This window comes from Streptomyces sp. NPDC102462, assembly GCF_044765425.1.
Taxonomy (GTDB): domain Bacteria; phylum Actinomycetota; class Actinomycetes; order Streptomycetales; family Streptomycetaceae; genus Streptomyces.
In genome coordinates, this window is sequence record NZ_JBIWKB010000051.1 from 37,960 (window position 1) to 62,475 (window position 24,516).

18 protein-coding genes are annotated in these 24,516 nt (G+C 73.5%); 10 read left to right on the forward strand and 8 right to left on the reverse strand.

What is annotated here, in order from left to right:
- Window positions 1-112 precede the first annotated feature (112 nt).
- From ACIRFL_RS32985 to ACIRFL_RS32995, 3 genes are all read right to left on the reverse strand, one after another.
- Complete coding sequence (locus ACIRFL_RS32985; protein WP_404035775.1) at window positions 113-1,873, reverse strand: LCP family protein; 1,761 nt, start codon at window positions 1,871-1,873, stop codon at window positions 113-115.
- Window positions 1,874-2,104: 231 nt separating this feature from the next.
- Window positions 2,105-3,298 (reverse strand): LCP family protein, encoded by a 1,194-nt coding sequence (locus ACIRFL_RS32990; RefSeq protein ID WP_404035778.1) that lies wholly within the window; start codon window positions 3,296-3,298, stop codon window positions 2,105-2,107.
- Window positions 3,299-4,404: 1,106 nt separating this feature from the next.
- A complete protein-coding gene (locus tag ACIRFL_RS32995) occupies window positions 4,405-5,160 on the reverse strand; it encodes a TIGR03089 family protein (RefSeq protein ID WP_404035780.1) in 756 nt (251 codons plus the stop codon).
- Between the two features lie 129 nt (window positions 5,161-5,289).
- Between ACIRFL_RS32995 and ACIRFL_RS33000 the strand changes: the two genes are divergently transcribed.
- Window positions 5,290-6,705, forward strand: a complete 1,416-nt coding sequence (locus ACIRFL_RS33000; protein WP_404035783.1) for a peptidoglycan recognition protein — start codon at window positions 5,290-5,292, stop codon at window positions 6,703-6,705.
- Between the two features lie 162 nt (window positions 6,706-6,867).
- Window positions 6,868-7,950 carry a sugar phosphate nucleotidyltransferase gene (locus ACIRFL_RS33005; RefSeq protein ID WP_404035786.1) on the forward strand — a complete coding sequence of 361 codons (1,083 nt, stop codon included), beginning with the start codon at window positions 6,868-6,870 and terminating at the stop codon, window positions 7,948-7,950.
- A gap of 60 nt (window positions 7,951-8,010) precedes the next feature.
- On the opposite strand, the gene ACIRFL_RS33010 is transcribed toward ACIRFL_RS33005, so the two are convergent.
- The 4 genes from ACIRFL_RS33010 to ACIRFL_RS33025 form a co-directional block, all read right to left on the reverse strand.
- Window positions 8,011-9,015: a DNA-3-methyladenine glycosylase family protein gene (locus ACIRFL_RS33010; RefSeq protein WP_404035789.1), complete on the reverse strand. Its 1,005-nt coding sequence runs from the start codon at window positions 9,013-9,015 to the stop codon at window positions 8,011-8,013.
- A gap of 67 nt (window positions 9,016-9,082) precedes the next feature.
- A complete protein-coding gene (locus ACIRFL_RS33015; protein WP_404035849.1) occupies window positions 9,083-10,405 on the reverse strand; it encodes a coenzyme F420-0:L-glutamate ligase in 1,323 nt (440 codons plus the stop codon).
- A gap of 77 nt (window positions 10,406-10,482) precedes the next feature.
- Entirely contained in the window at window positions 10,483-11,442 is a 960-nt protein-coding gene (gene cofD / locus ACIRFL_RS33020; RefSeq protein WP_404035792.1) for a 2-phospho-L-lactate transferase, read from the reverse strand.
- A gap of 33 nt (window positions 11,443-11,475) precedes the next feature.
- Window positions 11,476-11,982 carry a cysteine dioxygenase gene (locus ACIRFL_RS33025; protein ID WP_404035794.1) on the reverse strand — a complete coding sequence of 169 codons (507 nt, stop codon included), beginning with the start codon at window positions 11,980-11,982 and terminating at the stop codon, window positions 11,476-11,478.
- Window positions 11,983-12,656: 674 nt separating this feature from the next.
- Between ACIRFL_RS33025 and ACIRFL_RS33030 the strand changes: the two genes are divergently transcribed.
- The 3 genes from ACIRFL_RS33030 (at window position 12,657) to ACIRFL_RS33040 (ending at window position 18,400) form a co-directional block, all read left to right on the forward strand.
- Window positions 12,657-12,920, forward strand: coding sequence for a WhiB family transcriptional regulator (locus ACIRFL_RS33030; protein WP_003975777.1), 264 nt, complete (start codon window positions 12,657-12,659; stop codon window positions 12,918-12,920).
- A 192-nt stretch (window positions 12,921-13,112) separates the two neighbouring features.
- A complete protein-coding gene (locus ACIRFL_RS33035) occupies window positions 13,113-16,895 on the forward strand; it encodes a glycosyltransferase (protein ID WP_404035799.1) in 3,783 nt (1,260 codons plus the stop codon).
- Window positions 16,892-18,400 carry a DUF5719 family protein gene (locus ACIRFL_RS33040; RefSeq protein ID WP_404035802.1) on the forward strand — a complete coding sequence of 503 codons (1,509 nt, stop codon included), beginning with the start codon at window positions 16,892-16,894 and terminating at the stop codon, window positions 18,398-18,400. Before ACIRFL_RS33035 ends, ACIRFL_RS33040 begins: the two co-directional genes overlap by 4 nt.
- 80 nt (window positions 18,401-18,480) lie before the next feature.
- Here the strand turns inward: ACIRFL_RS33040 and ACIRFL_RS33045 are convergent, their stop codons facing one another.
- A complete protein-coding gene (locus ACIRFL_RS33045) occupies window positions 18,481-18,933 on the reverse strand; it encodes a metallopeptidase family protein (RefSeq protein ID WP_404035805.1) in 453 nt (150 codons plus the stop codon).
- A gap of 295 nt (window positions 18,934-19,228) precedes the next feature.
- On the opposite strand from ACIRFL_RS33045, the gene ACIRFL_RS33050 reads away from it, so the two are divergent.
- The 5 genes from ACIRFL_RS33050 to ACIRFL_RS33070 all read left to right on the forward strand — a co-directional run bounded on the left by ACIRFL_RS33050 (window position 19,229) and on the right by ACIRFL_RS33070 (window position 24,503).
- Window positions 19,229-19,654: a DUF3499 domain-containing protein gene (locus tag ACIRFL_RS33050; protein WP_404035808.1), complete on the forward strand. Its 426-nt coding sequence runs from the start codon at window positions 19,229-19,231 to the stop codon at window positions 19,652-19,654.
- A 134-nt stretch (window positions 19,655-19,788) separates the two neighbouring features.
- Window positions 19,789-21,405: an L-lactate permease gene (locus ACIRFL_RS33055; protein WP_404035811.1), complete on the forward strand. Its 1,617-nt coding sequence runs from the start codon at window positions 19,789-19,791 to the stop codon at window positions 21,403-21,405.
- Between the two features lie 102 nt (window positions 21,406-21,507).
- Window positions 21,508-22,872, forward strand: coding sequence for a phosphomannomutase/phosphoglucomutase (locus tag ACIRFL_RS33060; RefSeq protein ID WP_404035814.1), 1,365 nt, complete (start codon window positions 21,508-21,510; stop codon window positions 22,870-22,872).
- Window positions 22,873-23,093: 221 nt separating this feature from the next.
- Entirely contained in the window at window positions 23,094-23,264 is a 171-nt protein-coding gene (locus tag ACIRFL_RS33065) for a Trm112 family protein (protein ID WP_007382472.1), read from the forward strand.
- A 111-nt stretch (window positions 23,265-23,375) separates the two neighbouring features.
- Window positions 23,376-24,503 (forward strand): SIS domain-containing protein, encoded by a 1,128-nt coding sequence (locus tag ACIRFL_RS33070; RefSeq protein ID WP_404035817.1) that lies wholly within the window; start codon window positions 23,376-23,378, stop codon window positions 24,501-24,503.
- Window positions 24,504-24,516: the final 13 nt, after the last annotated feature.

Sequence of the window (24,516 nt, forward strand, 5' to 3'; positions counted from 1 at the left end):
GGAGCCTCCCCCCGCACACCGCTCTGCGCCAAATCCCTGCCCTCCCCACCCTGCGCCTTGCAACGGGCCCGTCCCGCGTCGGGTTAGACGCGCGACGGGCCCGCTGGGTTACCTACGAGGCGCACTTGACCTTGTCTGCCGTGGACTTGTCCACTTCCGGCGCCTTTGTCGGAGCGGTGAGGGACACGCCCGCACCCTTGAAGTCCTTCCCCAGGGTCAGCGTCATCGTCGGCAGCCCCTGGGAGTTGGTCACGCTCTCGCCCGGTTTCATCGCGGAACCGGACAACCCCATGATGGCGGCCAGCCTACGGGCCTGCGGCGCCTGGTCCGGCGCGTACTCCAGAGTGGTCTTGGCCAACTCCGCCGGGGCGTTGCCCGCGTTCTCCGACTTGAGCACGCCCTCGTCGGTCTGCAGCCACTGCAGGGTCTCCTGCGCGCTGCCGGACACGGCGCCGCCGTTGAGGATGCGCACCCGGACCTCGGACGCGTCGGACTTGGTGCCCTTGAGCCGGGCGGCCTGCGCGTCCTTCTGCGCCTTCTGCTTCTTCTTCACCTCGGTGAAGGAGACGTCGTTCTTGATCGCGTCGAAGATCGCGGGCGCCGTGCTCTTGTTGACGACGACGGTCGCCTTGACCGTCTCCGCCGGGTTGTCCAGCACCGGCACCGTCATGAAGCTGATGTTCTTCGTCGGCACCTTCTTCAGCTCAAGCGCCACGTCCTTCAGCGTGCTGACCTTGCCGATGCCGGTGTCCACGGTCAGCGCCTTGGTGGCGGCCTCGGCCAGCGACACCAGCTTGGTCGGGCTGGTCAGGGTGTCGCTGGAGGCCATCTTGCGCATCAGCGACGCCAGGAACTGCTGCTGCACCTTGATGCGGTCCAGGTCGCCCTGGTTGCCCCAGGCGTGCCGGGTGCGGACGAACGCCAGCGCCTGCTCGCCCTCGATCTTGGACTCGCCCGCGGGCAGGTTCAGATGCGACTTCGAGTCGTTCACCGCGTGGTCGAGACACACGTCGACCCCGCCGACGGCCGACGTCAGCGTCTTCACCGCGTTGAAGTCGGCCATCATGAAGTGGTCGACGGGGACGCCGGTGAGCGTCTCCACCGTGCGCATGGTGCAGCCCGGGTCACGGCCGTCCTGGCCCAGGCTGGTGTTGAAGCGGACGCCGTCCGTGCCCGGGACGACCTTCTCGCTGCCGTCCTCCTGCTTCGTCGGGCAGTCCGGGATGTCCACGATCAGGTCGCGCGGGATGCTGAGCGCGGTGGCGTTCGTCCGGTCCTTGGAGACATGCAGCAGGACGTTGGTGTCGGCGTGCCCGACGCTGCCGTTGTCGCCGTAGCCCTCGTTGCCCTTGCCGGTGCGCTTGTCGGTGCCGATGATCAGGATGTTGAAGGCCTCGTTCTTGCTGAAGCCCTGCTTGCCCGCGCTGCCCACGTCCGTGGTGGTGACGTTGCCCTCAAGGTGCTTGAGGTAGGCGTACGCGGCGGCGCCGGTGGCGATCAGGACGAACGCCATGGTGCCGCCGGTCCACATCACGGCCTTCTTCGCCTTCGACTTCTTCTTGACCGGGCGGCGCCCGCGCCGGCCGGCCGGCGGTTCGGGCTCCGCCCGCCGTCTGCGCTGCGGCGGAACCTCCCGGCCGGGCGCCCGGCCCGTCTCCCGGCCCGGCGCCCTGCTCTGCTGCCGGCCCGGCGTCGCCGTTCTCTCCCGCGGGGCACGGTCGGATTCCCGGGAATCGGATCTGCGCGGCCCGGGCACCGACGACTGCGGTGCGGAAGGAGTCAGTCGCAGTTCGTATTCGCCGGTGTTCGGATTGAGTACCCACTGGTCTGCGGGATCGATGTTGTCCGCCCGCCCACGGCCTTGCGCGTCCACGGTTGTCCGAATCCTCCGTCGGGGCCACGCGGCGCCTTCCCCCTCAGGCGCTCGGGTCTCGGTTCAAACAGTGCACGGCCCCAGGACGGACCTCGTGGCATGGTGCACCGGATCGCTCACACTATCCGCCCAGTTCAGCGTCAAGCGACGGCGGTGACAAATTCCACGTCCCTACAACCGGGCAATCCGCCCCATATTCATGGGCGGAAGTCTGTTCCCTTGGCGCGCGCTTTACCCGCAGGGGTCCTCGGTGGCGGTGTTCCCCTCGAAGGCCGGGGCCGGGGAGAGGCCGTTCCGCCCACCTGAATTGCCACTTTTTGTCGCCGATTCCGCTGGATTCCGCCGGGTGATCGTCACCGGGGCATCGGACCGCAACTGCTCGAACAGCTTTTCCGCCGCGGGTTCGACGAGTTGGTCGCGGTTGGCGTCGGAGAGGTACGACTCCCGGGGAACGGTCAGGAACTGCATATGTTCGGTGGGGATGTTCCGCAGTCCGCGCACGAGTTGGTACAAACCGCGCAAACTCGCCAGTCCTGGGTCGGTGGTGAGCGCCGAAGTGGCCGCCTCCAGCAGCGGATACAGCTTCACCGGGCTCAGCAGGATGTCATCGGTCCGTGTCTTGGCGACCAGCGCGCCCAGGAACTGCTGCTGCCGCTCCACGCGGGCGGTGTCGCTCCCGTCGCCCAGCGACTCGCGGGCCCGCACATAGCCGAGCGCCTGCTCGCCGTCGAGCGTGACCCGGCCCGCGGGCAGCCGCAGCCCGGCGGCCCTGTCGTCGACGGGCTCCCGCAGACACACCTCGACCCCGTCGACGGCGTCCACCATCTCCTTGAACCCGCTGAAGTCGACGACGGCGTAGTGATCGATCCGGATGCCGGTCAGCTTCTCGACGGTGCGCACCGCACAGGCCGAACCGCCCGTCTCGAAGGCGCTGTTGAGCATCGCGAACACCGGCGCGCTGCGCCCGCCGTCCGGCCGCAGACAGCTCGGCACGGCGACCATCAGGTCCCGGGGGAGGGACACCGCGGTGGCGCGGTGCCGGTCGGCGCCCAGGTGCAGCAGGATCGCGGTGTCGGACCGCCCGGCCCCCGTGTCCCGCCCGTACGCCCCGTTGCCGTCCCCCGAACGCGTGTCGGAGCCGATGAGCAGGATGTTCTGCGCGCCGCGCACCAGCGCCGTGGGCCGCTCACGCTCATAGCGGGCCAGTTCGGCGGCGGCCGCCTCGTCCGCCGTGATGTTGCCGTCGAGCCTCGTGTACGCGACCCATCCGCCGCCCGCGCCCAGCAGGACCAGCGCCGCCAGCCCCAGGACCGCCCCCTGCGTCCAGCGCCGCCGGCGCCGGCGTATCAACCCGTACGCGGTGGCGGAGGCGCCCGCGTCCGGACCGGATTCGCTCCCGCGGGGCGTACCTGCGGTGTCGGTCACGTCCGGACCACCCCCTCGTGGCGTACGAGCGTGTCGCCCTGCTCCTACGACGATGGCCCGCGACGGTCCGAGAGGCGGCCCCCTGTTACTCCAGTCGAGTGAAATCCAACGAGCCGTCCGAGGCACCGGGGCACCCCAGCGCGACAGCCACCCCAAAACATGCACGCAACCACCGGTAACACCGGGGCCGCCACGCTCCGGTCGCCGACTCGCGCTCGTTCCCCGGGCGGCCCGCATCCGTTCCCGCCCGGCCCACCGCCCACAACCGACCGCAGCACACCGCCGGACCCCCTGCCAGCTCCGGCCGCCATCGCCGCGCTCGCCCCTCCGGGGGGCGGGGCCGCATTCGTTCCCGGCCTGAACCGCCGCCCGCGACCGGCCGCAGCACACCGCCGGGCCCACGGCCTGCTCCGACCACCATCGCCGCGCGCGGGGCCGCACTCGCGCTCGTTCCCCGGGCGGGCCGCATTCGTTTCCGCCCGGGCCGCTGCCCGCGACCGGCCGCAGCGCACCGCCGGGCCCACCGTCAGCTCCGGCCGCCATCACCGCGCTGGCCCCGGCCCCCGCCGCGCTCGCCCCGAGGAGGAGTCGCATTCGTTCCCGGACGGGGATGGGCCCGCGCTCGCCCCTGGCGGGGCCGCCGCCGCTGCTCGCCGCTTCCCGCTCGGGTCGGCGTGGGCGGCTGCGCCGCCTGGGACCGTCCCGGCTCCCCACGGAACCACTCACATTCCCCGCCGGAGCCGCCACCTGTTCCGATAAGCCCGCCCGGTCGGGCATGCCGCCGGAACCGCCACCCGCTCCGGTCGGCATGGCCGCGCTCGCTCCCGGATGGGTCCTTGCTCGCCCCCTGGCGGCACCGTGCTCGGTCCCCGGGTTTCCGGGTGGGGCGGTGCTTGTTCCGGGGCGGGCCGCTGCCGCTGTCCGGCGCCTTCCGTTGCGTCGGGGCGGAAGGCTGTCGGTCGGTGGGGCTGCCGTCCGCCCCGTTCGTGTGGCCGCAGTTGTTGCCGGCCCGGGGCGCATCCGCTGCTCGTTGCCGCCGGGGGCGGCGTTCGGTTCGGTCGGTGGGGTCGTTGGTCCCGGGCGGAGCCCCGGGCGGAGCCGTCCGCTCAGTGGCGTGCCGCGGTCACCCGTTCGGTTTCCATTCGCTTGGCCAGGGCGGCCTCGTCCAGCCGCGCCAGGTGCCGGCACAGCACGACGGACCCGCCGACGGCCAGCGGAGCGTACAGGCCCGCGCTGAGCCCTTCCCAGGTGTCGTACGGCAGTCCCGACAGCAGCCGGGAGCCGGGCCCGATCAGATCCAGCGCGGGCGCGTCGGCGCGGGCCCGCTCCACGACCTCGGCCCCCGTCATCTCCGCGCCGGCCACGATCAGCGCCGGCTCCTCCGGATCCACCGGCGCGAAGGGCGCGAACCGGTCCCCCTGACCCGGCACCTCCACGGCGTAGTCGACGAACCCGTCCGGCGGCTGCGGGAACCGCCCGCCCAGCGGGCGCAGCGCCAGCGCGACCCGCTCGCCGGAGCAGGCCCGCGCCGCCTCCAGCGAGTCCGGCCCGCTCACCACGACGTCGGCCGCGGCGGGATTCCCGGCCACGTCCGCCACCGCGCCCACCGACGAACACGCCAGCAGCCACACCGCGGTCTGCCAGTGCGCGGGCAGCAGGAGCGCGACCCGGTCCCCGGGTCCGGCGGCCAGGTCGCCCTGGAGCAGATTCGCGGTCTTGGCCACCCAATTGGCGAAGGTGGCCACGGACAGTTCGACGCGTTCGCCCGTGGCGTCGTCGTAGAAGGTCACCAGGGGGCGTGCGGGATCCGCGGCGAGCGCGGAACGCAGCAGGTCGGCGGGGGTGCGATCGGTGGCGTTCACCCGCGCAAGGGTACGCGGCGGCGCGAGCGCGCACCGGCCGGCGGCGCCACCGGTTCGGACGAGCGACAGCCGACGGACCGTCAGTTCACCGATGGACAGATATGTATGACTATGTTCAAGATCAGGGGCATGCGTGGATATTTCTCCTCTTCCATCGGCGCCCCCTCGGTCGGTCTCACCTGCGCGGCCGTACTCGCCCTCCCGCTGACCCTGCCCGCGCCCGCGACCGCCGCGACCGCCGCGCCCGAGAGACCGGCGCCGACCGCGGACGGGGCCACGACCGTCGCCCGGCCGGCCGACGCCGCCCTGCCCGGCAGGACCCAGTCGCTGCCCCTCGTTCCCCTCACCCGTGCCCGCGACCTCGGCTCCGCTTCCGAGCAGGTCGTGCACCGCCGGGACGTACGCCGCTTCTCGCTCGTCGGCGTGGTCTGGGACAACCCCGGCACCGAACTCCACGGCAAGGTCCAGGTCCGCACCCGCTCGGTCGCCACCGGCAAGTGGTCAGGCTGGCAGGACATCGAGACGCACAACGCCGACCACGGGGCCGACCCGGACACCGCGGAAAGCACCTCGGGCCGGGTGCGGGGTGCCACGGCCCCGCTGTGGGTGGGCGACTCGGACGCCGTGGAGCTACGGGTCAGGGCCGACGCCGCACCGGCCACCGGCGACGGCCGCACCGGCTCCTCGGCACCCCTGCCCTCGGGGCTGCGTCTGGACCTGGTCGACCCCGGCACCGAACCCAGGCGTCAGGGCTCACCGGCCGACGCCTCCCGCACCGGTCTCGGCCTGGACGACGCCGCGGCCGGCGCCTCAGCCGCCAACACCGACCTCGTCCCGCTCGGCGCCGCCGAGATCCCGTCGCTGAGCAAGAAGGACACCGAGCGGGAAGCGCTCGCGCTGCGCGGTACCCCACGGGCCGGGACACCGCGCGTCCAGCCGTACGTCGGTCCGCGCCCGCGCATCGTCACACGGAACGGCTGGGGCGCGGACGAGAAGCTGCGCGAACGGGGCTTCGGCTACACCAAGTCGGTCAAGGCGGCGTTCGTGCACCACACCGCCTCGGGCAACAACTACAAGTGCGCGCAGGCCCCGTCCGTCATCCGCGGTATCTACCGCTACCACGTCAAGAGCATGGGCTGGCGGGACATCGGCTACAACTTCCTCGTCGACAAGTGCGGCACCATCTACGAGGGTCGCGCCGGGGGCGTGACCAAGGCCGTCCTGGGCGCCCACACCCTCGGGTTCAACAGCGACAGCATGGGAATCGCGGCCATCGGCACGTTCAGCTCCAGCAAGCCGACCGCCTCCGCGGTGACCGCCGTCGCCAAGCTGACGGCGTGGAAGCTCGGGCTCTTCGGCGCCAATCCGAAGGGCAAGACATACCTGAAGTCCGGTGGTGGGAATCTGTACCCGAAAGGGAAGAACGTACGACTGAACGTGATCTCCGGCCATCGGGACGGATACGCCACGGACTGCCCGGGCAAGCACCTGTACTCCAAGCTCGGCTCGGCCCGTACCGCCGCGGCCCGCTACCAGGGGCGCTGAGGTCACAGAACGCGTGTACGCCGTCGGGGACGGCCGGGGGAACATCCGCACCCGGATGTCGCGTGACACCGCGCGGCCATCGAGGGCGTCATCGGACGGACTGCATACACTGGCCGGCCGGAAGACAGTTCGGCCGGTCCCGGCAGGAAGCGGAGACGACAGGTGACAGAAGCCATCCTCCTGGTCGGCGGCAGGGGCACCCGGCTGCGTCCGCTCACGGTGCACACGCCCAAGCCCATGGTCCCGGCCGCCGGGGTTCCGTTCCTCAGCCACCAACTGGCCCGGGCGCGGGCGGCCGGCGTCGACCACATCGTCCTCGCCACGAGCTATCTGGCCGAGGTCTTCGAGCCGTACTTCGGCGACGGCGCGGCGCTCGGTCTGCACATCGAGTACGTCACCGAGGAGGAGCCGCTGGGCACGGGCGGCGCGATCCGCAACGTGGCCGCGCGTCTCCATTCGGGGCCCGACGACCCGGTGCTGGTCTTCAACGGGGACATCCTCACCGGCCTCGACATCGGGGCGCTGGTGGACACGCACGAGTCGACGGGCGCCGATGTCTCCCTGCACCTCACCCAGGTGACCGACCCGCGCGCCTACGGTCTGGTGCCCACCGACGACACGGGCCGCGTCCTCGCGTTCCTGGAGAAGCCGCAGACCCCCGAGGAGATCGTCACCGACCAGATCAACGCCGGGGCGTATGTCTTCCGGCGCTCGGTGATCGACACGATCCCGGCGGGCCGCCCGGTGTCGGTGGAGCGCGAGACCTTCCCGGACCTGCTGTCGGCAGGGGCCCATCTGCAGGGGATGGTGGACTCGACGTACTGGCTCGACCTGGGCACCCCGGCGGCCTTCGTACGCGGCTCGGCCGACCTGGTGCTGGGCCGGGTCCCCTCGCCGGCCGTCCCCGGCCGCTGCGGGGACCGGCTGGTGCTGCCGACGGCGCGGGTCGCGCCGGACGCGAAGCTGACGGGGGGCACGGTGGTGGGCGAGGGCGCCCTCGTGGCCGGCGGCGCCCGGGTGTTCGGCAGCACGATCCTGCCCGGCGCGGTCGTCGAACCCGGCGCCGTCATCACCGACTCCCTGATCGGCACCCGCGCCCGGGTCGGCGAACGCTCCGTCCTGACCGGCACGGTCATCGGCGACGGCGCGGTGATCGGCGCCGACAACGAACTACGCGAGGGCGCCCGCGTATGGTGCGACGCCCGCATCCCAGCGGGCGCGCTCCGCTTCTCCCCGGACCAGTAACGCCCCGAGCCCCGCGGCGCATCGGCCCCTGGACCGGTCTGGCACCAACGGGCGCCGGGGCTACAGTCGGCCGATGTCCGTGCGGGGCATGCGGGGGGCGCGGCGGGCCGGTGTCCTTCCGCTGAGGAGGATGAGGCGGGCGGCCCGGTGCCGCTGGCCCGCGTACGGTTCCAGCAGCGACAGCATCACCGCGTCGTCCGCGTGCCGGTCCCCGGCGAGAGCCCAGCCCACGATCCCCGGCAGATGCAGATCCCCCACGGTCACCGCGTCCGGCGCCCCATGACTGCGCTGCACCGTCTCCGCCGACGTCCAGGGCCCGATCCCCGGCACGAGTTCCAACCGGGCCTGCGCGTCCGCCGGTTCCATGCCGGCCGCCTCCTCCAGGCGGGCGGCGACCCGCACCGCCCGCAGGATCGTCGACGCCCGCTTGTCGTCGACCCCGGCCCGATGCCACTCCCAGGACGGGATCAGCGCCCATGTCCGCGGCGCGGGCATCACCCACAGGCGCCCGGCCATGGGTCCCGGCGCCGGTTCCCCGTGCGTGCGCACCAGCAGCCGCCACGCCCGGTACGCCTCACCGGTCGTGACCTTCTGCTCAAGGACCGACGGGATCAGCGACTCCAGCACCAGCCCGGTCCGGGTGAGCCTGAGCCCCGGCCGCCGGCGCCGGGCCACGGCCACCAGCCGGTGCCGCGGCGCGAACGCGTCGGGGTCGTCCGCCGCGCCGCACAGCACGGGCAACCGCTCCAGCAGCCAGTCCGCCCCGGGCCCCCACGCCTCCCCGCGCACCTCGCCGCCGTACGCGGACACCCGGAGCGTCCCGGGCCCGTCGGGCGTCCTGCTGGCCCGCCACACGGACCCGTCCGGCGTGGCCAGGAACGTGGGGTCCGCCGGCCCGCGCCTGAGCGGCCCGAGCACCAGCCCGAGATCCAGCGGCCCGTCCGGCGCCCAGGTCCGTGCCCGTCCCGGAGCCGGCCCGGTCTGCCGCGGTATGCCCGCAGGCAGGGCGACCTGCCCGCCGCGCACGGTCGTACGCGTGGGCCGCGGAGCGAAGCGTCCTGCCACGGTGGGGTCCCAGAGTTGCCGGAGTGGTCCTACGACACGTACGAGACCAGGCGCTCGTACGGCACCGTCAGCGTACTTCCATGAACGCCGACGCCTCACGCTCCGGGCGCGGCCGGGGCGGCTCCGCCGGATGCCCGACCGCCACCGCGCCCATCGGATCCCAGTTGCCGGGCAGCCCCAGGACCTCGCGCACCACGTCCCGGCAGAACATCGTCGACGACACCCACGCCGACCCCAGCCGCTCCCCGGCCAGCGCGACGAGGAAGTTCTGCACGCCCGCGCCCATGGCGACGACGAACATCTCCCGCTCGGCACCGTCGCGCCGCGCGTCCCCGTAGGTGTGCGAGCCGTCCATGACGAGGCACGGCACGACGAGATGGGGCGCGCCGCGCAGCACCTCCCCGCGGCGCACCCGCTTCGCGATCGACTCCTCGCTCTTGCCGTCGCGCCGCAGGTCCGCGATCCAGGCGTCCCGCATGGCGTCGAGCAGCCGGGTGCGCGCACCGGCCGACTCCAGCAGCACGAACCGCCACGGCGTCGTATGGTGCGGGGCGGGCGCGGTCACCGCGGCGGCCACCGCCCGCCGTACCGCCCCGGGATCGACGGGCTCGTCGGTGAAGGCCCGCACGGTACGCCGCAGGGTCACCGCCTCCCGTACCGCCTCGGAGGTGCCGAGCCGGAACATGTCGTCGCGGGCGTCGCGCACCAGGGCCCGCGCGCCCGTCCCGTGCTCCCCGGCCACCAGGTGGGGCAGCCCGCGCAGCACGGCGACGGGCCGCCCGTCCGCCTTGCCCTTCACCAGGTCGCCCGCTGCGGCCAGTTCGTCCGCCGTGGCGACGACGGTGGCGCTGAGCGGGTTGCCGTACGCGTCCGTGCCGCCGCGCAGATCGTCCAGGACCCGCACGCCCGCGGCGCCGATCGCCACGTCCGTGAGCCCCGCGCGCCAGGGCCGTCCGAACGTGTCGGTGACCACGACCCCGACGTCCACGCCGAGGGCGTCGCGCAGCCCGTCGCGGATCGCGCGCGCGGACGCGTCCGGGTCCTCGGGCAGCAACAGCACCGTGCCCGCCGGGGTGTTGGAGGCGTCGACCCCGGCGGCGGCCATGACCAGGCCCTGCCGGTTCTCGACGATCCGCAGCGGGCCGCGCCGGGCCACGACCCGTACCGTCTCCGCGTCGATCGCCGCCTCCCGGTCGGCCGCCTCGACGGCGCGTCCCTCCGCCTTGGACACGATCTTGGAGGTGACGAGCAGCACATCCCCGTCGCGCAGCCCCGGTTCGGCGGCGGCGATCAGCTTGCCGATGTCGTCACCGCGCTGCACCTCGGGAATCCCGTCAGGCGCCCAGACCCGGAAACCAGCCACCTCGCTGTCCGCGGTCCCGTGAGCCAGGCCGGCGGCGGTCCCGTCAGCCGCGCCGGTGTCGGCGGTGCCGTCGGTTCCGGCCCGCCGCGGGATCGTCTCGTCGCTCACGCTCCCCGCACCTCCTCCGCGAGTGCCAGCGCCTCACGCGCCATCTGCGCGGCCGCGTCCACATCGGTCATCATCAGCGGCACGGCCCGGCAGCGGATGCCGGCGGTCTCCACCCGCTCGACCGCGTCCGCGTCGACCGTGTCCACCAGCCAGCCATCGAGCAGCCCCGAGCCGTAGTGCTCGGCGACCGCCGCGGCCGTGGACTCCACGCCCACCGCCGCGAGCACCTTGTCGGCCATCCCGCGCACCGGCGCGTTCCCGACGATGGGGGACAGGCCCACCACCGGCACCCCGGCGTCGGCGATCGCCTCCCGGATGCCGGGCACGGCCAGGATGGTGCCGACGGAGACGACCGGGTTGGACGGCGGGAAGAGGATCACGTCCGCCTCGGCGATCGCCTCCAGGACACCCGGCGCCGGCTTGGACTGCTCGGCGCCGACCGGCACGACGGCCTCGGCGGGAACGGAGGCGCGCAGCCGCACCCAGTACTCCTGGAAGTGGACGGCCTTGCGCTCGCCGTCGATCTCCACCGCCACATGCGTCTCGACGCGGTCGTCGGTCATCGGGATCAGCCGTACGCCCGGCTTCCAGCGGTCGCACAGCGCCTCGGTCACCGCGCTCAGCGGATAGCCGGCGCCCAGCATCTGCGTCCGCACTATGTGCGTGGCGAAGTCCCGGTCGCCGAGCCCGAACCATCCGGGGCCGGCCCCGTACGCCGCGAGTTCGTCCTTGAGGTGGAAGGTCTCGTCGGCCCGACCCCAGCCCTGCTCCTCGTTGATGCCGCCGCCGAGCGTGTACATCACCGTGTCGAGGTCCGGGCAGACCTTCAGCCCGAAGAGGTGGATGTCGTCGCCGGTGTTGCCGATGACCGTGACGTCCGCGTCCGGCGCGGCCTGCCTCAGGCCGCGCAGGAACCGGGCACCGCCGATGCCGCCTGCCAGAACCACAATGCGCATGGAAACAGTGTGTCAGCCGGGTACGACAACGCGTCAGGCAGTCACCGGACACGGCTCGACGCGCGCCTCGCAGTGCGGCGCGGTGTGCATGGGCATCTCCGTGAGGCCCGGGTGGTAGACGTGCAGGCTGACCGCGGGCTCCAGCGCGTCGTTGAGCACCTCGTGCACGTAGCCCGGCGCGAACACCCGTTGCACGCCCGGCGTCAGGACGCGGGTGCCCCGCCGTGTCCGCTCGGTCAGCGCGCCCTCCAGGACCGTCAGCACTCCGGAGGAGCGGCCGTGGTCGTGCCGCCCGCTGCCCTGGCCCGGCACCCACGACAGCAGCCACACCTCATAGCCGGGGCCGGTGCGCAGCCGGTGGTACCAGCGGGTCGTCGCGTCGTACCGGACGAGGTGTTCCCACTGGGCGCGGTCGGCCGCGACCGCCCGGGCCAGGCCGGCGAACTCGGCGACGGTGGCCGGGTGCTCGCGCGGTGGCTGCAGCAGGTGCGGGACTTCGAGGAGGTCGCCGGCGATCTGGAGGTCGTTCTCGCTGTTCATGGGGGTGCTGTGGGTCCTCGGCAGAGAAGCGGCAGGAAATCTGCGGGAAAAGGAAGGGGCGGCTTCTGGAACGGTGAAGCGGAGGAAGGGCGGTACGAGAAAGCGGTGCCTACGAAGCGGAGGCGCGGGGCTGGCCGGAGCGCGGGTGGCTCAACAGCCGGAACACAGACAGTGCAGACAACAGCTACAGCGAGCGCGGGCAGCCCCGTGCGACCCGGCGGAGCGGGTCGGGACGAGTGCCGAATGCGCGAGCATGCCCCCAAGAACAGCGGTTCACACCCGCACTGTCAACTCGACGCCCGAAATGTGGCACATGCTTCACCTCATCCGGTTCATCTGTAGGGGAAAGGTTTGCTCGCCGGTTGTCCGGGAGACATGGCGCACATCCGGGAGCACGAGTCTCGTCGGAACGCGATCGAACTCCTGGGCGTCCTTCTCCGTACGGATGCCTGTACGAGGTCGGCGGCCCGCCCGGGCCCCCTCGGCGTGTCAAGGTTTATGGCGATTTGAACACTTTCCGCACGGCCTTGGTTCCGCAGAGTGAATAACGGGCCCAATAGCAGATCTCGGCTTGACTCGCCCGGAGCAGCACACTTGTAATTTCACTCGTGTCGTTCAGCCGAAATCGGTAACGGCCACCACACGGGGACGTGAAAGACAGACGAGGGGCGCACATGACCGAGCTGGTGCAGCAACTGCTGGTCGACGACGCGGACGAGGAACTCGGCTGGCAGGAGCGCGCGCTGTGCGCCCAGACCGACCCCGAGTCCTTCTTCCCCGAGAAGGGCGGCTCGACCAGAGAGGCCAAGAAGGTCTGCCTCGCCTGCGAGGTCCGCTCCGAGTGCCTGGAATACGCCCTTGCCAACGACGAGCGCTTCGGCATCTGGGGCGGCCTGTCCGAGCGTGAACGCCGCCGTCTGAAGAAGGCGGCCGTCTGATTCGAACAGCTTCGAGCGGCGCGGAACCTTCACGTACTGAGGTCACGAACGGCCCGTAGCAGGTGGGTTATCCACAGGCGGCGGGCCGTCGGCATGCCCAGCCGATAGTGTGGTCGCTCGTCCGAGACGCCCCCGTGCCCCCTCGGGGCACAGGCGTCCACCACAGTCCACCGAACCGGGGCCCGTACCTCGATGTCCGTGCACAGCCATACGGCAGCCCGTCAAGACGCCGCTGCCGCAGCAGCGTTCGACCCTGCCGGTCCGGCAGCGTTCGAACCAGACCCCTCGGCGGCGTTCGACCCCGCCCGTCCTCCTGAGTTTCCGCGTCACGTGGTGACCGCGGTGCTCGTCTCCCATGACGGCGCCCGCTGGCTGCCCGACGCGCTTGCCGGGCTGTTCGGCCAGGAGCGGCCCGTCCAGTACGCGGTGGCGGCCGACACGGGCAGCGCGGACGACTCCGCCCAGCTCGTCACCGACGCGCTCGGCGCCGACCGCGTCCTGCACCTCGCCCGCCGCACCGGCTTCGGCCAGGCCGTCGAGGAGGCCCACCGCACCGCACCGTCGCTCACCCCGGACGACCTGCCGTACCTGAAGCGCCCCAGCGGCTGGGACCCCGCCACCCGCACCTGGCGCGACGACGCCTACGACATGCCGGAACTGCCGCACGGGGAACCGGTCCAGTGGCTGTGGCTGCTGCACGACGACTGCGCCCCCGAGCCCGACGCCCTCGCCCAGCTGCTGCGCGTGGTCGACAACGAGATGGAGCTGGGCCGCGACGACGTCGCCGTCGTCGGCCCCAAGCTCCGCGGCTGGTACGACCGCCGGCAGCTCCTGGAGGTCGGCGTCAGCATCGCCAACTCCGGCCGCCGCTGGACCGGCCTCGACCGCCGCGAACAGGACCAGGGCCAGCACGACCACGTGCAGCGCGTCCTGTCGGTCTCCAGCGCCGGCATGCTGATCCGGCGCGACGTCTTCGAGGAGCTGGGCGGCTTCGACCGCCGGCTGCCCCTCATGCGCGACGACGTCGACCTGTGCTGGCGCGCCCACGCCGCCGGCCACCGCGTCCTGATCGCCCCCGAGGCCGTCGTGCGGCACGCCGAGGCCGCCTCCCGCGAGCGCCGCACCGTCGACTGCGTCGGCCGCACCGCCGCCTCACCGCACAAGGTCGACAAGGCGGGCGCCGTCTACACCCTCCTGGTCAACGCCCGTACGGCGGTGCTGCCCTGGATCCTGCTGCGCCTGCTGCTCGGCACCCTCCTGCGGACCGTGGCCTATCTCGTCGGCAAGGTCCCCGGGCAGGCCGTGGACGAGGTCCGCGGTCTGCTGGGCGTGCTGCTGCGGCCCGAGCGGATCGCCGCGGGCCGGCGCAGCCGCGGCCGTCCCCAGATCGACAAGGCCGAACTGCGCCCGCTGTTCCCGCCGCCCGGCGCGACCGTGCGGGCCACCGTGGAGCAGGTCGCGGGCAACCTCTTCGGCGCCTCCGACTCCGAGGTCTCCTCGGCCGGACGGCACGGCGGCGCGGTGGAGTCCGGGCCCGGCGGCGACGACGCGGACTTCCTGGAGATCGAGCAGTTCGCCCGCCTCAAGCGCATCGCCCGCAAACCCGGCCCGGTGCTCTTCCTGGTGCTGCTGCTCGTCTCGCTGGCCGCCTGCCGCTCCCTGCTCGGCGGCGGCGCCCTGTCCGGCGGCGCCCTGCTGCCCGCACCGGCCGATGCCGGCGAGCTGTGGTCGCGCTACCTGGACGCCTGGCACCCGGTCGGCGCCGGCGGCACCCCGTCCGCGCCGCCCTACCTCGCGATCGTGGCGCTGCTCGCCTCCCTGCTCTTCGGCTCGACGGGCCTCGCGGTCACCGTCCTGCTCGTCTGCTCGGTGCCGCTGGCCGGCTTCACCGCGTACTTCGCCTCCCGGCCGCTCGTCACCTCCCGCCTTCTGCGCGCCTGGGCGGCCGTCGCCTACGCGTTCCTGCCCGCCGCCACCGGCGCCCTCGCGGGCGGCCGGATCGGCACCGCGGTGCTGGCCGTGCTGCTGCCGCTGATCGCCCGCGCGGGCATCGCCGCGAGCGGCCTGGCACACGGCCCGGACGCGCGCGGCAGCTGGCGCGCCACCTGGGCGTACGCCCTGCTCCTGACCGTGGCCACCGCCTTCACGCCGATCGTGTGGCCCATCGCCCTGATCCTCGGCGTCGGCGTGCTGGCCGTGCGCCGCTCCGACCTCGTCGCAGGCGGCCTGCGCTTCCTCGCCCAGTTGGGCACCCCGCTGCTGATCCTCGCGCCCTGGTCGCTGACGCTGCTCCCGTCCGGCTTCTTCCAGGAGGCCGGACTGGAGTACGGCCCCTCGGCCGCCTCCGCGCTCGACCTGCTCGGCGCCAGCCCGGGCGGCCCCGGCACGGTGCACGGGCTGATGCTCATCGGTCTGGTCCTGGCCGCGCTGGCCGCGCTGCTGCGCTCCGAGCGCCAACTGGGCATCCGCACCGCCTGGGTGGCGGCCCTGGTCGCGCTCTTCTTCGCTGCCCTGTCCAACGGCTCCGCCTGGGCCGGGCCCGCCACCCTCGTCTACGGCATCGCGCTCCTGGCCGCCGCCGCGCTCGGCGCCGACGGGGCACGCGCACGCGTGGCCGAGCAGAGCTTCGGCTGGCGCCAGCCGGTCGCCGCGCTGATCGCCTTCGCCGCAGCGGCCGGACCGCTGCTGGTCGCGGCCGGCTGGATGATCCGCGGCGCCGACGGGCCGGTGCAGCGGCGCGACCCGGTGCAGGTGCCCGCCTTCGTCGCCGAGGAGAGCGGCACCCGTGACCAGGCCCGCACCCTGGTCCTGGACAGCGACTCCGGGGCGCACGTGCGCTACACCCTCGTCCGCGGGTCCGGCGTCCGCATGGGCGACGCCGAACTCGCCGTCGCCGACGGGGAGAACGCGACCCTCGACAAGGTCGTCGCCAACCTCGTCGCCGGTTCCGGCGCCGACCAGGTGGACCAGCTCGGCGGCTTCGCCGTGCGCTACGTCCTGGTCCACAGGGGCGCGCCCCGCGAGGTCAGCCGCGTCCTCGACGCCACACCCGGCCTGAGCAGGCTCAGCCAGCAGCACGGCAGCGCGCTGTGGCGCGTCGACCGGCCGGTCTCGCGCGCCGCCATCGTCTCCGCCGACGGCGCGGGCAGCCCGCAGTCCGTCGCCGCCGGGCCCGTGGAGATCCACACCACGATCCCGTCCGGCTCCGACGGCCGCGTCCTGCGGCTGGCCGACACCGCCGCCGACGGCTGGAGCGCCACCCTGGACGGCAAGCCGCTCACCCGCACCACGGTCGACGGCTGGGCCCAGGGCTTCGAACTCCCCGCCGGCGGCGGCACACTGGACGTCACCTACGACGACCCGTTCGGCCACACCGCCTGGCTGTGGGCCCAGGGCGCGCTCGCCGTCGTCCTGGTCGTGCTCGCCCTGCCCGGCCGCCGCCGCGACGTCGACGACGACCTGCCCGAGGAGGAGGCCGCCGTCGCCGAGGCCGCCACCGGTGAGGGCCGCCGCGCCCGCCGTCTGCGGGCCCAGGCGGAGGCCGAGGCGTCCGGCGCACCGGAGGGGACCGACCCGGACGGCACACCGCCGCCCGCACCCCAGGCCCCCGCGGCCGTACCGCACCAGCAGTCCTACGACTCGGGGATGCCCCCGGCCGAGGACACGCCCGCCTGGGAAGGCGACCCGGCGGCCTACGCGGGCGCCGAGTACTACGGCGGCCAGTACCAGGGCGCCGAGGCGTACCAGGGCGGTTACGACCAGCAGGCGTACCAGGCCGACCCGTACCAGAGCGGCCAGTACGACCCGTACGGGTACGGCGGGCAGTCCCAGCAGGGCGCGTACGACCCGACGTACCAGCAGGGCTACGACCCCGGATACCACCCCGGATACGACCCGGCGGCCCAGCCCCACCCGCCCCAGCAGTCGCACCCCCACGGCACCGGCAGTGAGCGCCCCGACGGGAGCCAGCAGTGAAGCGCACGACCCTGTCTCTGATCGCCGGCACGGCCGCGCTCGCCGCCGTCACCGGATTCGCCGCGCTGGAGACCCCGGACGCGGCCGGCACGACCACCGCCGAGGCGGCCGTCGAGCTGCCCGTGGAGCGCACCAGCCTGCTGTGCCCCGCGCCCAGCCTCTCCGACATCGCCGAGACGTCGTACACGTCCTTCACGCCGGTCACCAAGGGCGCGGCGAGCGACGGCAAGGCCCGGCTTCAGGCGGCGACCGAGGAGTCGGCGGACGGCACGGGCGACACCAAGAAGGGCAAGGACACCAAGAAGAAGACCGCCGAGCCGGTGCTCACCCCCAAAAAGCCCGGCACCCCGGCCACCGGCGACACCTCCGGTGCCGACGGTACGGCGCTCGTCGGCACCGCCGAGGGGAAGTTCGCGCCCGGCTGGACCGTCCAGGAGACCACCGCGGTCGCCGCCGGCACCGGCCGCGGCCTGCAGGGCGTCACCTGCACCGCCCCGGACACCGAGTTCTGGTTCCCGGGCGTCGGCACGGACGCCGACCGCACCGACTACGTACACCTCACCAACCCCGACGACGGCGCGGCCGTCGTCGACCTGGAGCTGTACGGCAAGGACGGCGCGGTCAAGTCCACGGCGGGGGAGGGCATCACGGTCCCGCCGCACTCCAGCAAGCCCGTCCTGCTGTCCACGCTGGCCGACCAGCAGCAGGCCGATCTGACCCTGCACGTCAACGTGCGCAGCGGGCGGGTCGGCGCGGCCGTCCAGGCCCTGCACGCCAAGAACGGCGGCGACTGGCTGGCCGCGTCCGCCGACCCGGCCGGCACGCTGGTGCTGCCCGGCATCCCGAAGGACGCCACCTCCGTCCGCCTGATCGCCTTCACCCCCGCGGACTCCGACGCCGACCTGAAGATCCGCCTGGCCTCCCCGGCCGGTCTGATCACCCTGGCGGGGAACGAGACGCTGCATGTGAAGTCGGGCATGACCACGGCCGTCGACCTGGGTGAGGTCACCCGGGGCGAGGCGGGCTCCCTGGTCCTGTCGGCGACGGACCGGTCGGTGCCGGTGGTCGCCGCGCTGCGTGTGATACGCGGCAAGGGCGAGAGGCAGGAGACGGCCTTCATCCCCGCCACCGCGCCCGTCGGCCCGCGCGCGACGGCCGTCGGCAACGGCGCCAAGGACACCACCCTGTCCGTCACCGCCCCCACCGCCGCCGCCCAGGTCAAGGTGACGGCCTCGGCGGGCAGCGAGGGCGGCAGCGCGGTGACGAAGACCTATCCGATCAAGGCGGGCACGACCCAGGACCTCGACATCCCGGCCCCGGCCGGGCTGAAGGGGACGTACGCCCTGACCGTGGAGTCCGTCTCCGGCGGCCCGGTGTACGCCTCTCGCACCCTGACCGCCACGGAGTCGGGCGTCGCCGGCTTCACGGTCCAGACGCTCCCGGACGACCGGGGGACGGTCGCGGTGCCGGAGGCGGACCAGGATCTGTCGGTGCTGCAGAAGTAGGCGCGACGAGGGCGGGTGCGGTGGGGGGAGCGGCGCGGGCGCGGTGGGGGAGCGGAGCGGGCGCGGTGCGGGGAGCGGGCTCAGTCCTCGCCGTACCGGGGGTCGACGGTCTCCGGGGTGAGTCCCAGCAGTTCGGCGACCTGTTCCACGACGATCTCGTGCACCAGCGCCGCCCGCTCGTCCCGCCCCTTCGTGCGGATCTCCACGGGGCGCCGGTACACCACCACGCGCGCCGGGCGCCCGTCGTGCGCGGGCAGGGCCCCGCCGAGTGGCACGGCGTCGTCACTCCATACGTCCCCGGGCCGCCCGTCCAGCCGGGGCACCTCCAGCACCAGGAAATCGATGTCGGCGAGCTGCGGCCACCGCCGTTCCAGCCGTTCCACGGAGTCCTGCACCAGGTCCGCGAACGCCTCGGCGCGGCTGGCCGCGAGCGGCACCTGCGGCGGGGCGATGGGCCCGCGCATGCCGCGCCCGTGGCGGTCACGACGACGGGGCCCGGGGCCGGCGGCACGGGGCGGTACACGGTTGTCCATCACTGGTGAAGCGTAGTCCTCGCGCGATCCGCCCGCCGGTCCCCACGCGGCGACAGGACCGCGGACCGGGCGGCCTGTGCCGCATGTCGCGTGATGACCATTCCAGCCAAGGTTGAGCACGTTTCCGTATCCCTCCGAGACCGCCGAGCTCAAGCCAATTGACGGTGTTTGTACCGACTCATGACCGGATGCCGGTGCGCCGGGTACCGTCCGCGACGCGGTTCGCGCAGGTCAGCAGGGCCTGATCGGGGAGGTGTGTGGGGCGTTTCACAGCACGACACGGTGGAGTGACCTGGTGGAGAGTCGTCGCGGCCCGCTCAAGAGTGCGGTACCGTCCAACATCGTGAGCCCTGTACGTCGCTGTTCGCGCACCGCCTGCGGCCGACCCGCCGTCGCGACGCTGACGTACGTCTACGCCGACTCGACCGCGGTCCTCGGCCCGCTCGCCACCTACGCCGAACCCCACTGCTACGACCTGTGCGCCGAGCACTCCGAGCGGCTGACCGCCCCGCGCGGCTGGGAGGTCGTCCGGCTCCTCGACGGCTCGGCCCCGGCCCGCCCCAGCGGCGACGACCTGGAGGCGCTGGCCAACGCCGTGCGGGAGGCGGCACGCCCCCAGGAGCGGGCGGCCGAGGCGGGCGGCGGCGGGGGGCGCGGGGCGGACCCGATGGAGGTCGCCCGCCGCGGCCATCTGCGGGTGCTGCGCTCACCGGACAACTGATCCCCCGGGGAACCTGCCGCGGATCCGCGCACACCCATTGACGCGCGGTTGTCGCGGACACGACCATTCCGTCAGCCAGAACGAGAATTCACTTTCCGCATGGCGGAAACTGACGGAAGCCGGGGAGGCCCCCCGTGTACGTCCAGCAGCTGGAACCCGTCGCCGCATCGCTCGCCCTGTCCGCACTCGTGGCGGCCCTGCCGCTCGTCATCGTCCTGGTCCTGCTCGGCGGCGTCCGCATGAAGGCGCACCTGGCGGGCCTCATCGGCCTCCTGGCGGCCGTTCTCGTCGCCTGGCTCGCCTACCGCATGCCACTGGAGCAGACCCTCTCCAGCGCCGTCCAAGGGGCCGCGTTCGGCCTCTTCCCGATCCTGTGGATCGTCGTCAACGCCCTGTGGGTCTACCGGATGACCGTCCGCACCCGGCACTTCGACATCCTGCGCCGCTCCTTCGGAAGACTCTCCGACGACCCGCGCATCCAGGCCCTGGTGGTCGCGTTCTGCTTCGGCGCCCTCCTGGAGGCCCTGGCCGGATTCGGCGCACCCGTCGCCATCTGCTCGGTCATGCTGGTCGCCCTCGGCTTCGACCCGGTGCGCGCCGCCGTGGTCTCCCTGGTCGCCAACACCGCGCCCGTCGCGTTCGGCGCCATGGGCACCCCGGTCGTGACGCTCGCCCAGGTCACCGGGCTGCCGCTGGACTCCGTCGCCTCCGTCGTCGGCCGGCAGACCCCGCTGCTCGCCCTGGTGGTGCCGCTCGTCCTGGTCGGGCTCGTCGACGGACGGCGCGGTCTGCGCGAGACCTGGGTGCCCGCCCTGGCGTGCGGAGTCGCCTTCGCCGTCGCCCAGTTCGCCGCCGCCAACTACCTCTCCGCCCAACTCGCCGACATCGCCGCCTCCCTGGCCGGCGCCGGCGCCCTGGTCGCCGTACCGCACGCGCGCGTACCCGCCACCGAGGCCGTACGCGCGTCCGTGCTGACCGGCGCCCGCAGCGACGACCTGGACGAGACCGACCCACGCCCCGAGGTGCTGCGCGCCTACGCCCCCTACGCGTTCATCGTGGTGATCTTCTCTGTCGCCCAGATCCCGGCCGTCAAGGACCTGCTCGCCCGGGCGACCCGGACGTACGACTGGCCCGTCCTCGACGTCGCCGCCCCCGACGGCACCCCGGTCGGCGGGAACGTCTTCAGCTGGCCCGTCGTCTCCACGGGCGGCACGCTCGTGCTGCTCGCCGGGGTGTGCACCGCCGCCGTACTCGGGGTGCACGCGCGCGTGGCGGTGCGCGAGTGGGCCGCGACCGTACGCGAGTTGAGGTTCGCGATCCTCACCGTGACGTCCGTGCTGGCCCTCGCCTACGTCATGAACCTCTCCGGGCAGGCGGCGACGATCGGCCAGTTCGTCGCCGCGGCCGGCGCCGGACTCGCCTTCCTCTCGCCGGTCCTCGGCTGGTTCGGAGTGGCCGTCTCCGGATCGGACACCTCGGCCAACGCCCTCTTCGGCGCCCTCCAGGTGAGCGCCGCCCGCGAGTCCGGCCTGTCGCCCGAACTGCTCGCCGCCGCCAACAGCTCCGGCGGCGTCCTCGGCAAGATGATCTCGCCGCAGAACCTCACCATCGCCTGCGCCGCCGTCGGCCTGGCCGGCCGCGAGGGCGACCTGCTGCGCCGGGTGCTGCCCTGGAGCGCCGGCCTGCTCCTCGTCATGTGCCTGATCGTCGTCGGCCAGAGCACGCCGGTCCTGGACTGGATGCTGCCCTGACCTCGGCGGCACGCTCACAGCGGCCACCCGTGGTCCGCACAGCGCGCCGCAGGTCCGGGCGGGTAGTTTGTGCTGACCGATAGGACTTCAGGAGGGTTGGCCGTGGCTGCTGATCTGTCGCAGATCGTAAAGGCGTACGACGTACGCGGAGTGGTCCCGGACCAGTGGGACGAAACGCTGGCCGAACTCTTCGGCGCGGCGTTCGTCCAGGTGACCGGCGCCCGGGCGATCGTGACCGGCCACGACATGCGACCGTCGTCGCCCGCCCTGGCCCGCGCCTTCGCGCGCGGCGCGGCGGCCCGCGGCGTGGACGTCACCGAGATCGGCCTGTGCTCGACCGACCAGCTGTACTACGCCTCGGGCGCCCTCGGCCTCGCGGGCGCCATGTTCACGGCCTCGCACAACCCCGCGCAGTACAACGGCATCAAGATGTGCCGCGCGGGCGCCGCGCCGGTCGGCCAGGACACCGGCCTCGTCGAGATCCGCGAACTGGCGGAGGGCTGGCTGGAGTCGGGCGCCCCGCAGGCCGCCGCGCGACCGGGAACCATCACCGGACGGGACACGTTGGAGGAGTACGCGGCGCACCTGCGCTCACTGGTCGACCTGACCTCCATCCGCCCCCTGAAGGTCGTCGTCGACGCGGGCAACGGCATGGGCGGGCACACGGTCCCCACGGTCTTCGCCGGCCTGCCCCTGACCCTGGTCCCGATGTACTTCGAACTGGACGGCACCTTCCCGAACCACGAGGCGAACCCGCTCGACCCCGCCAACCTCGTGGACCTGCAGAAGCGGGTGCGCGAGGAGGGCGCCGACCTCGGCATCGCGTTCGACGGCGACGCCGACCGGTGCTTCGTCGTCGACGAGCACGGCGACCCCGTGTCGCCGTCGGCGATCACCGCCCTGGTGGCCGCCCGCGAACTCGCCCGCAACGGCGGGCACGGCACGATCATCCACAACCTGATCACGTCCTGGTCGGTCCCCGAGGTCGTCAAGGAGCAGGGCGGCACCCCGCAGCGCACCCGGGTCGGCCACTCGTTCATCAAGGCGGAGATGGCGCGCACGGGCGCGATCTTCGGCGGCGAGCACTCCGCGCACTACTACTTCAAGGACTTCTGGAACGCCGACACGGGCATGCTCGCGGCCCTGCACGTCCTCGCGGCCCTCGGCGGCCAGGACGGCCCGCTGTCCGCCCTCGTCGCCCAGTACGACCGCTACGTCGGCTCCGGCGAGATCAACTCCACGGTCGCTGACCAGAAGGCACGCCTCGCCGCGCTCCGCGCCGTCTACGCCACCCGCGAGGACGTCACCCTGGACGACCTCGACGGACTCACCGTGGCCGCCGCCGACTGGTGGTTCAACGTCCGCCCCTCCAACACGGAACCCCTGCTGCGGCTGAACGCGGAGGCCCGCGACGAGGCGACCATGGCCAAGGTGCGGGACGAGGCGCTGGCCATCATCCGAGGCTGACATCCGACCCTGCGGCCCCCGGGGCGGCCCCCACCTCCACGGCCGCCCCGCCCCGCATCGCGCCGCCACGCGGCCGGGCGCCCGGGCGCGGCCGGGCTCCGACTGCCGGTCCGGTGCGGGGCCGAAGGGCAGCGCTCGCCCGGCCCCCGCGGGTCGCCCTCACGGCGGTACCCTGACCAGGCGCATCAGTGCACGCCCGCATCCGCCCGAAGGGACACCCCATGCCGCTCGAAGCCGGCCTCCTGGAGATCCTCGCCTGCCCGGCCTGCCACGCTCCCCTCAAGGAGCAGGACACCGAGCTGATCTGCACCGGTCAGGACTGCGGCCTCGCGTACCCCGTCCGCGACGGCATCCCGGTCCTCCTCGTCGACGAGGCCCGCCGCCCCGCCTGACGACGAGCCCCGCCCGGGACCGGCGGCCGGCCCGGGAACGCGGCCGCCCAAGGCGCCCACCGCACAGACGAGCCCGCAACCAGGACCCCGGCGCACCGGAGGCTGTCACCCATGCTCGACGAATCCCTGCTCGACACCCCGGAAGGCCTCGCCGAGGCCGACCGCCGAGGTCTCCTGCGGGGCGCCGCGGAAGCCGGCGCCCGCGTGCGCACCGCCGCCCGCCAGGCCGTCGAGGCCGGCATCGGCGACCTCAAACCGGACGGCCGGCCCCGGTCGGTCCTGATCGCCGGCCCCGGCGCCGCCGCCACCCACGCCGCCGACCTCCTCGGCTCGCTCGCCGGCCCCGGCAGCCCCGTCATCCGGCTCGCGCCCTCCGGCGTCGCCCCCGCCGCCGGCGCCCTGCGCTGGGAACTGCCGGGCTGGGCCGGCTCCGTCGACCTGCTGCTGATCGCCACCCCGGACGGCACCGAACCCAGCCTCTCGCTCCTCGCCGACCAGGCCTACCGCCGCGGCTGCTCGGTCGTCGCCGTGGCCCCCGCCCGCACCCCGCTCGGCGAGGCGGTCACCGGCGCGCACGGCCTGTTCGTACCGATGGCGACGGCCCCCTACGACCAGGAGGAACCGCTCGCCGCGTCCTCCCCGGGCGTCCTGTGGGCGCTGCTCACCCCGCTGCTCGCCCTCCTCGACCGCATCGGCCTGGTCACCGCCCCGCCCGAGGCCCTGGAGAAGGCCGCCGACCGCCTCGACCACATCGCCGAACGGTGCGGCCCGGCCATCGTGACGTACAGCAACCCCGCCAAGACGCTCGCCGCCGAACTCGCCGACGCGCTCCCGGTGATCTGGACGGAGGGCGCGGCGGCCGGTCCCGCGGGCCGGCGTTTCGCCGCCGCCCTCGCCGAACTGGCCGGCCGGCCCGCCCTGGTCGCCGAACTCCCCGAGGCGGTTGCCGCCCACAGCGCCCTGCTCGCAGGCCCGCTCGCCGCCAGCGCCGATCCGGACGACTTCTTCCGCGACCGGGTCGAGGAACCGGCCGCGCTGCACACGCGCGTGGTGCTGCTCCGCGACCGGCCCATCGGCGGCCTCACCGCCGCCCCGGCAGCCCGTGACCTGGCCCTCAGCCACGACACTCCCGTCAGCGAACTGGAACCGGAACCCGGCGACGAACTGGAGACCCTTGCCGAGCTGATCGCCATGACGGATTTCGCCGCCGTTTACCTGGCGCTCGCTTCGGGGGCCTGATCTGGTAGCCGAC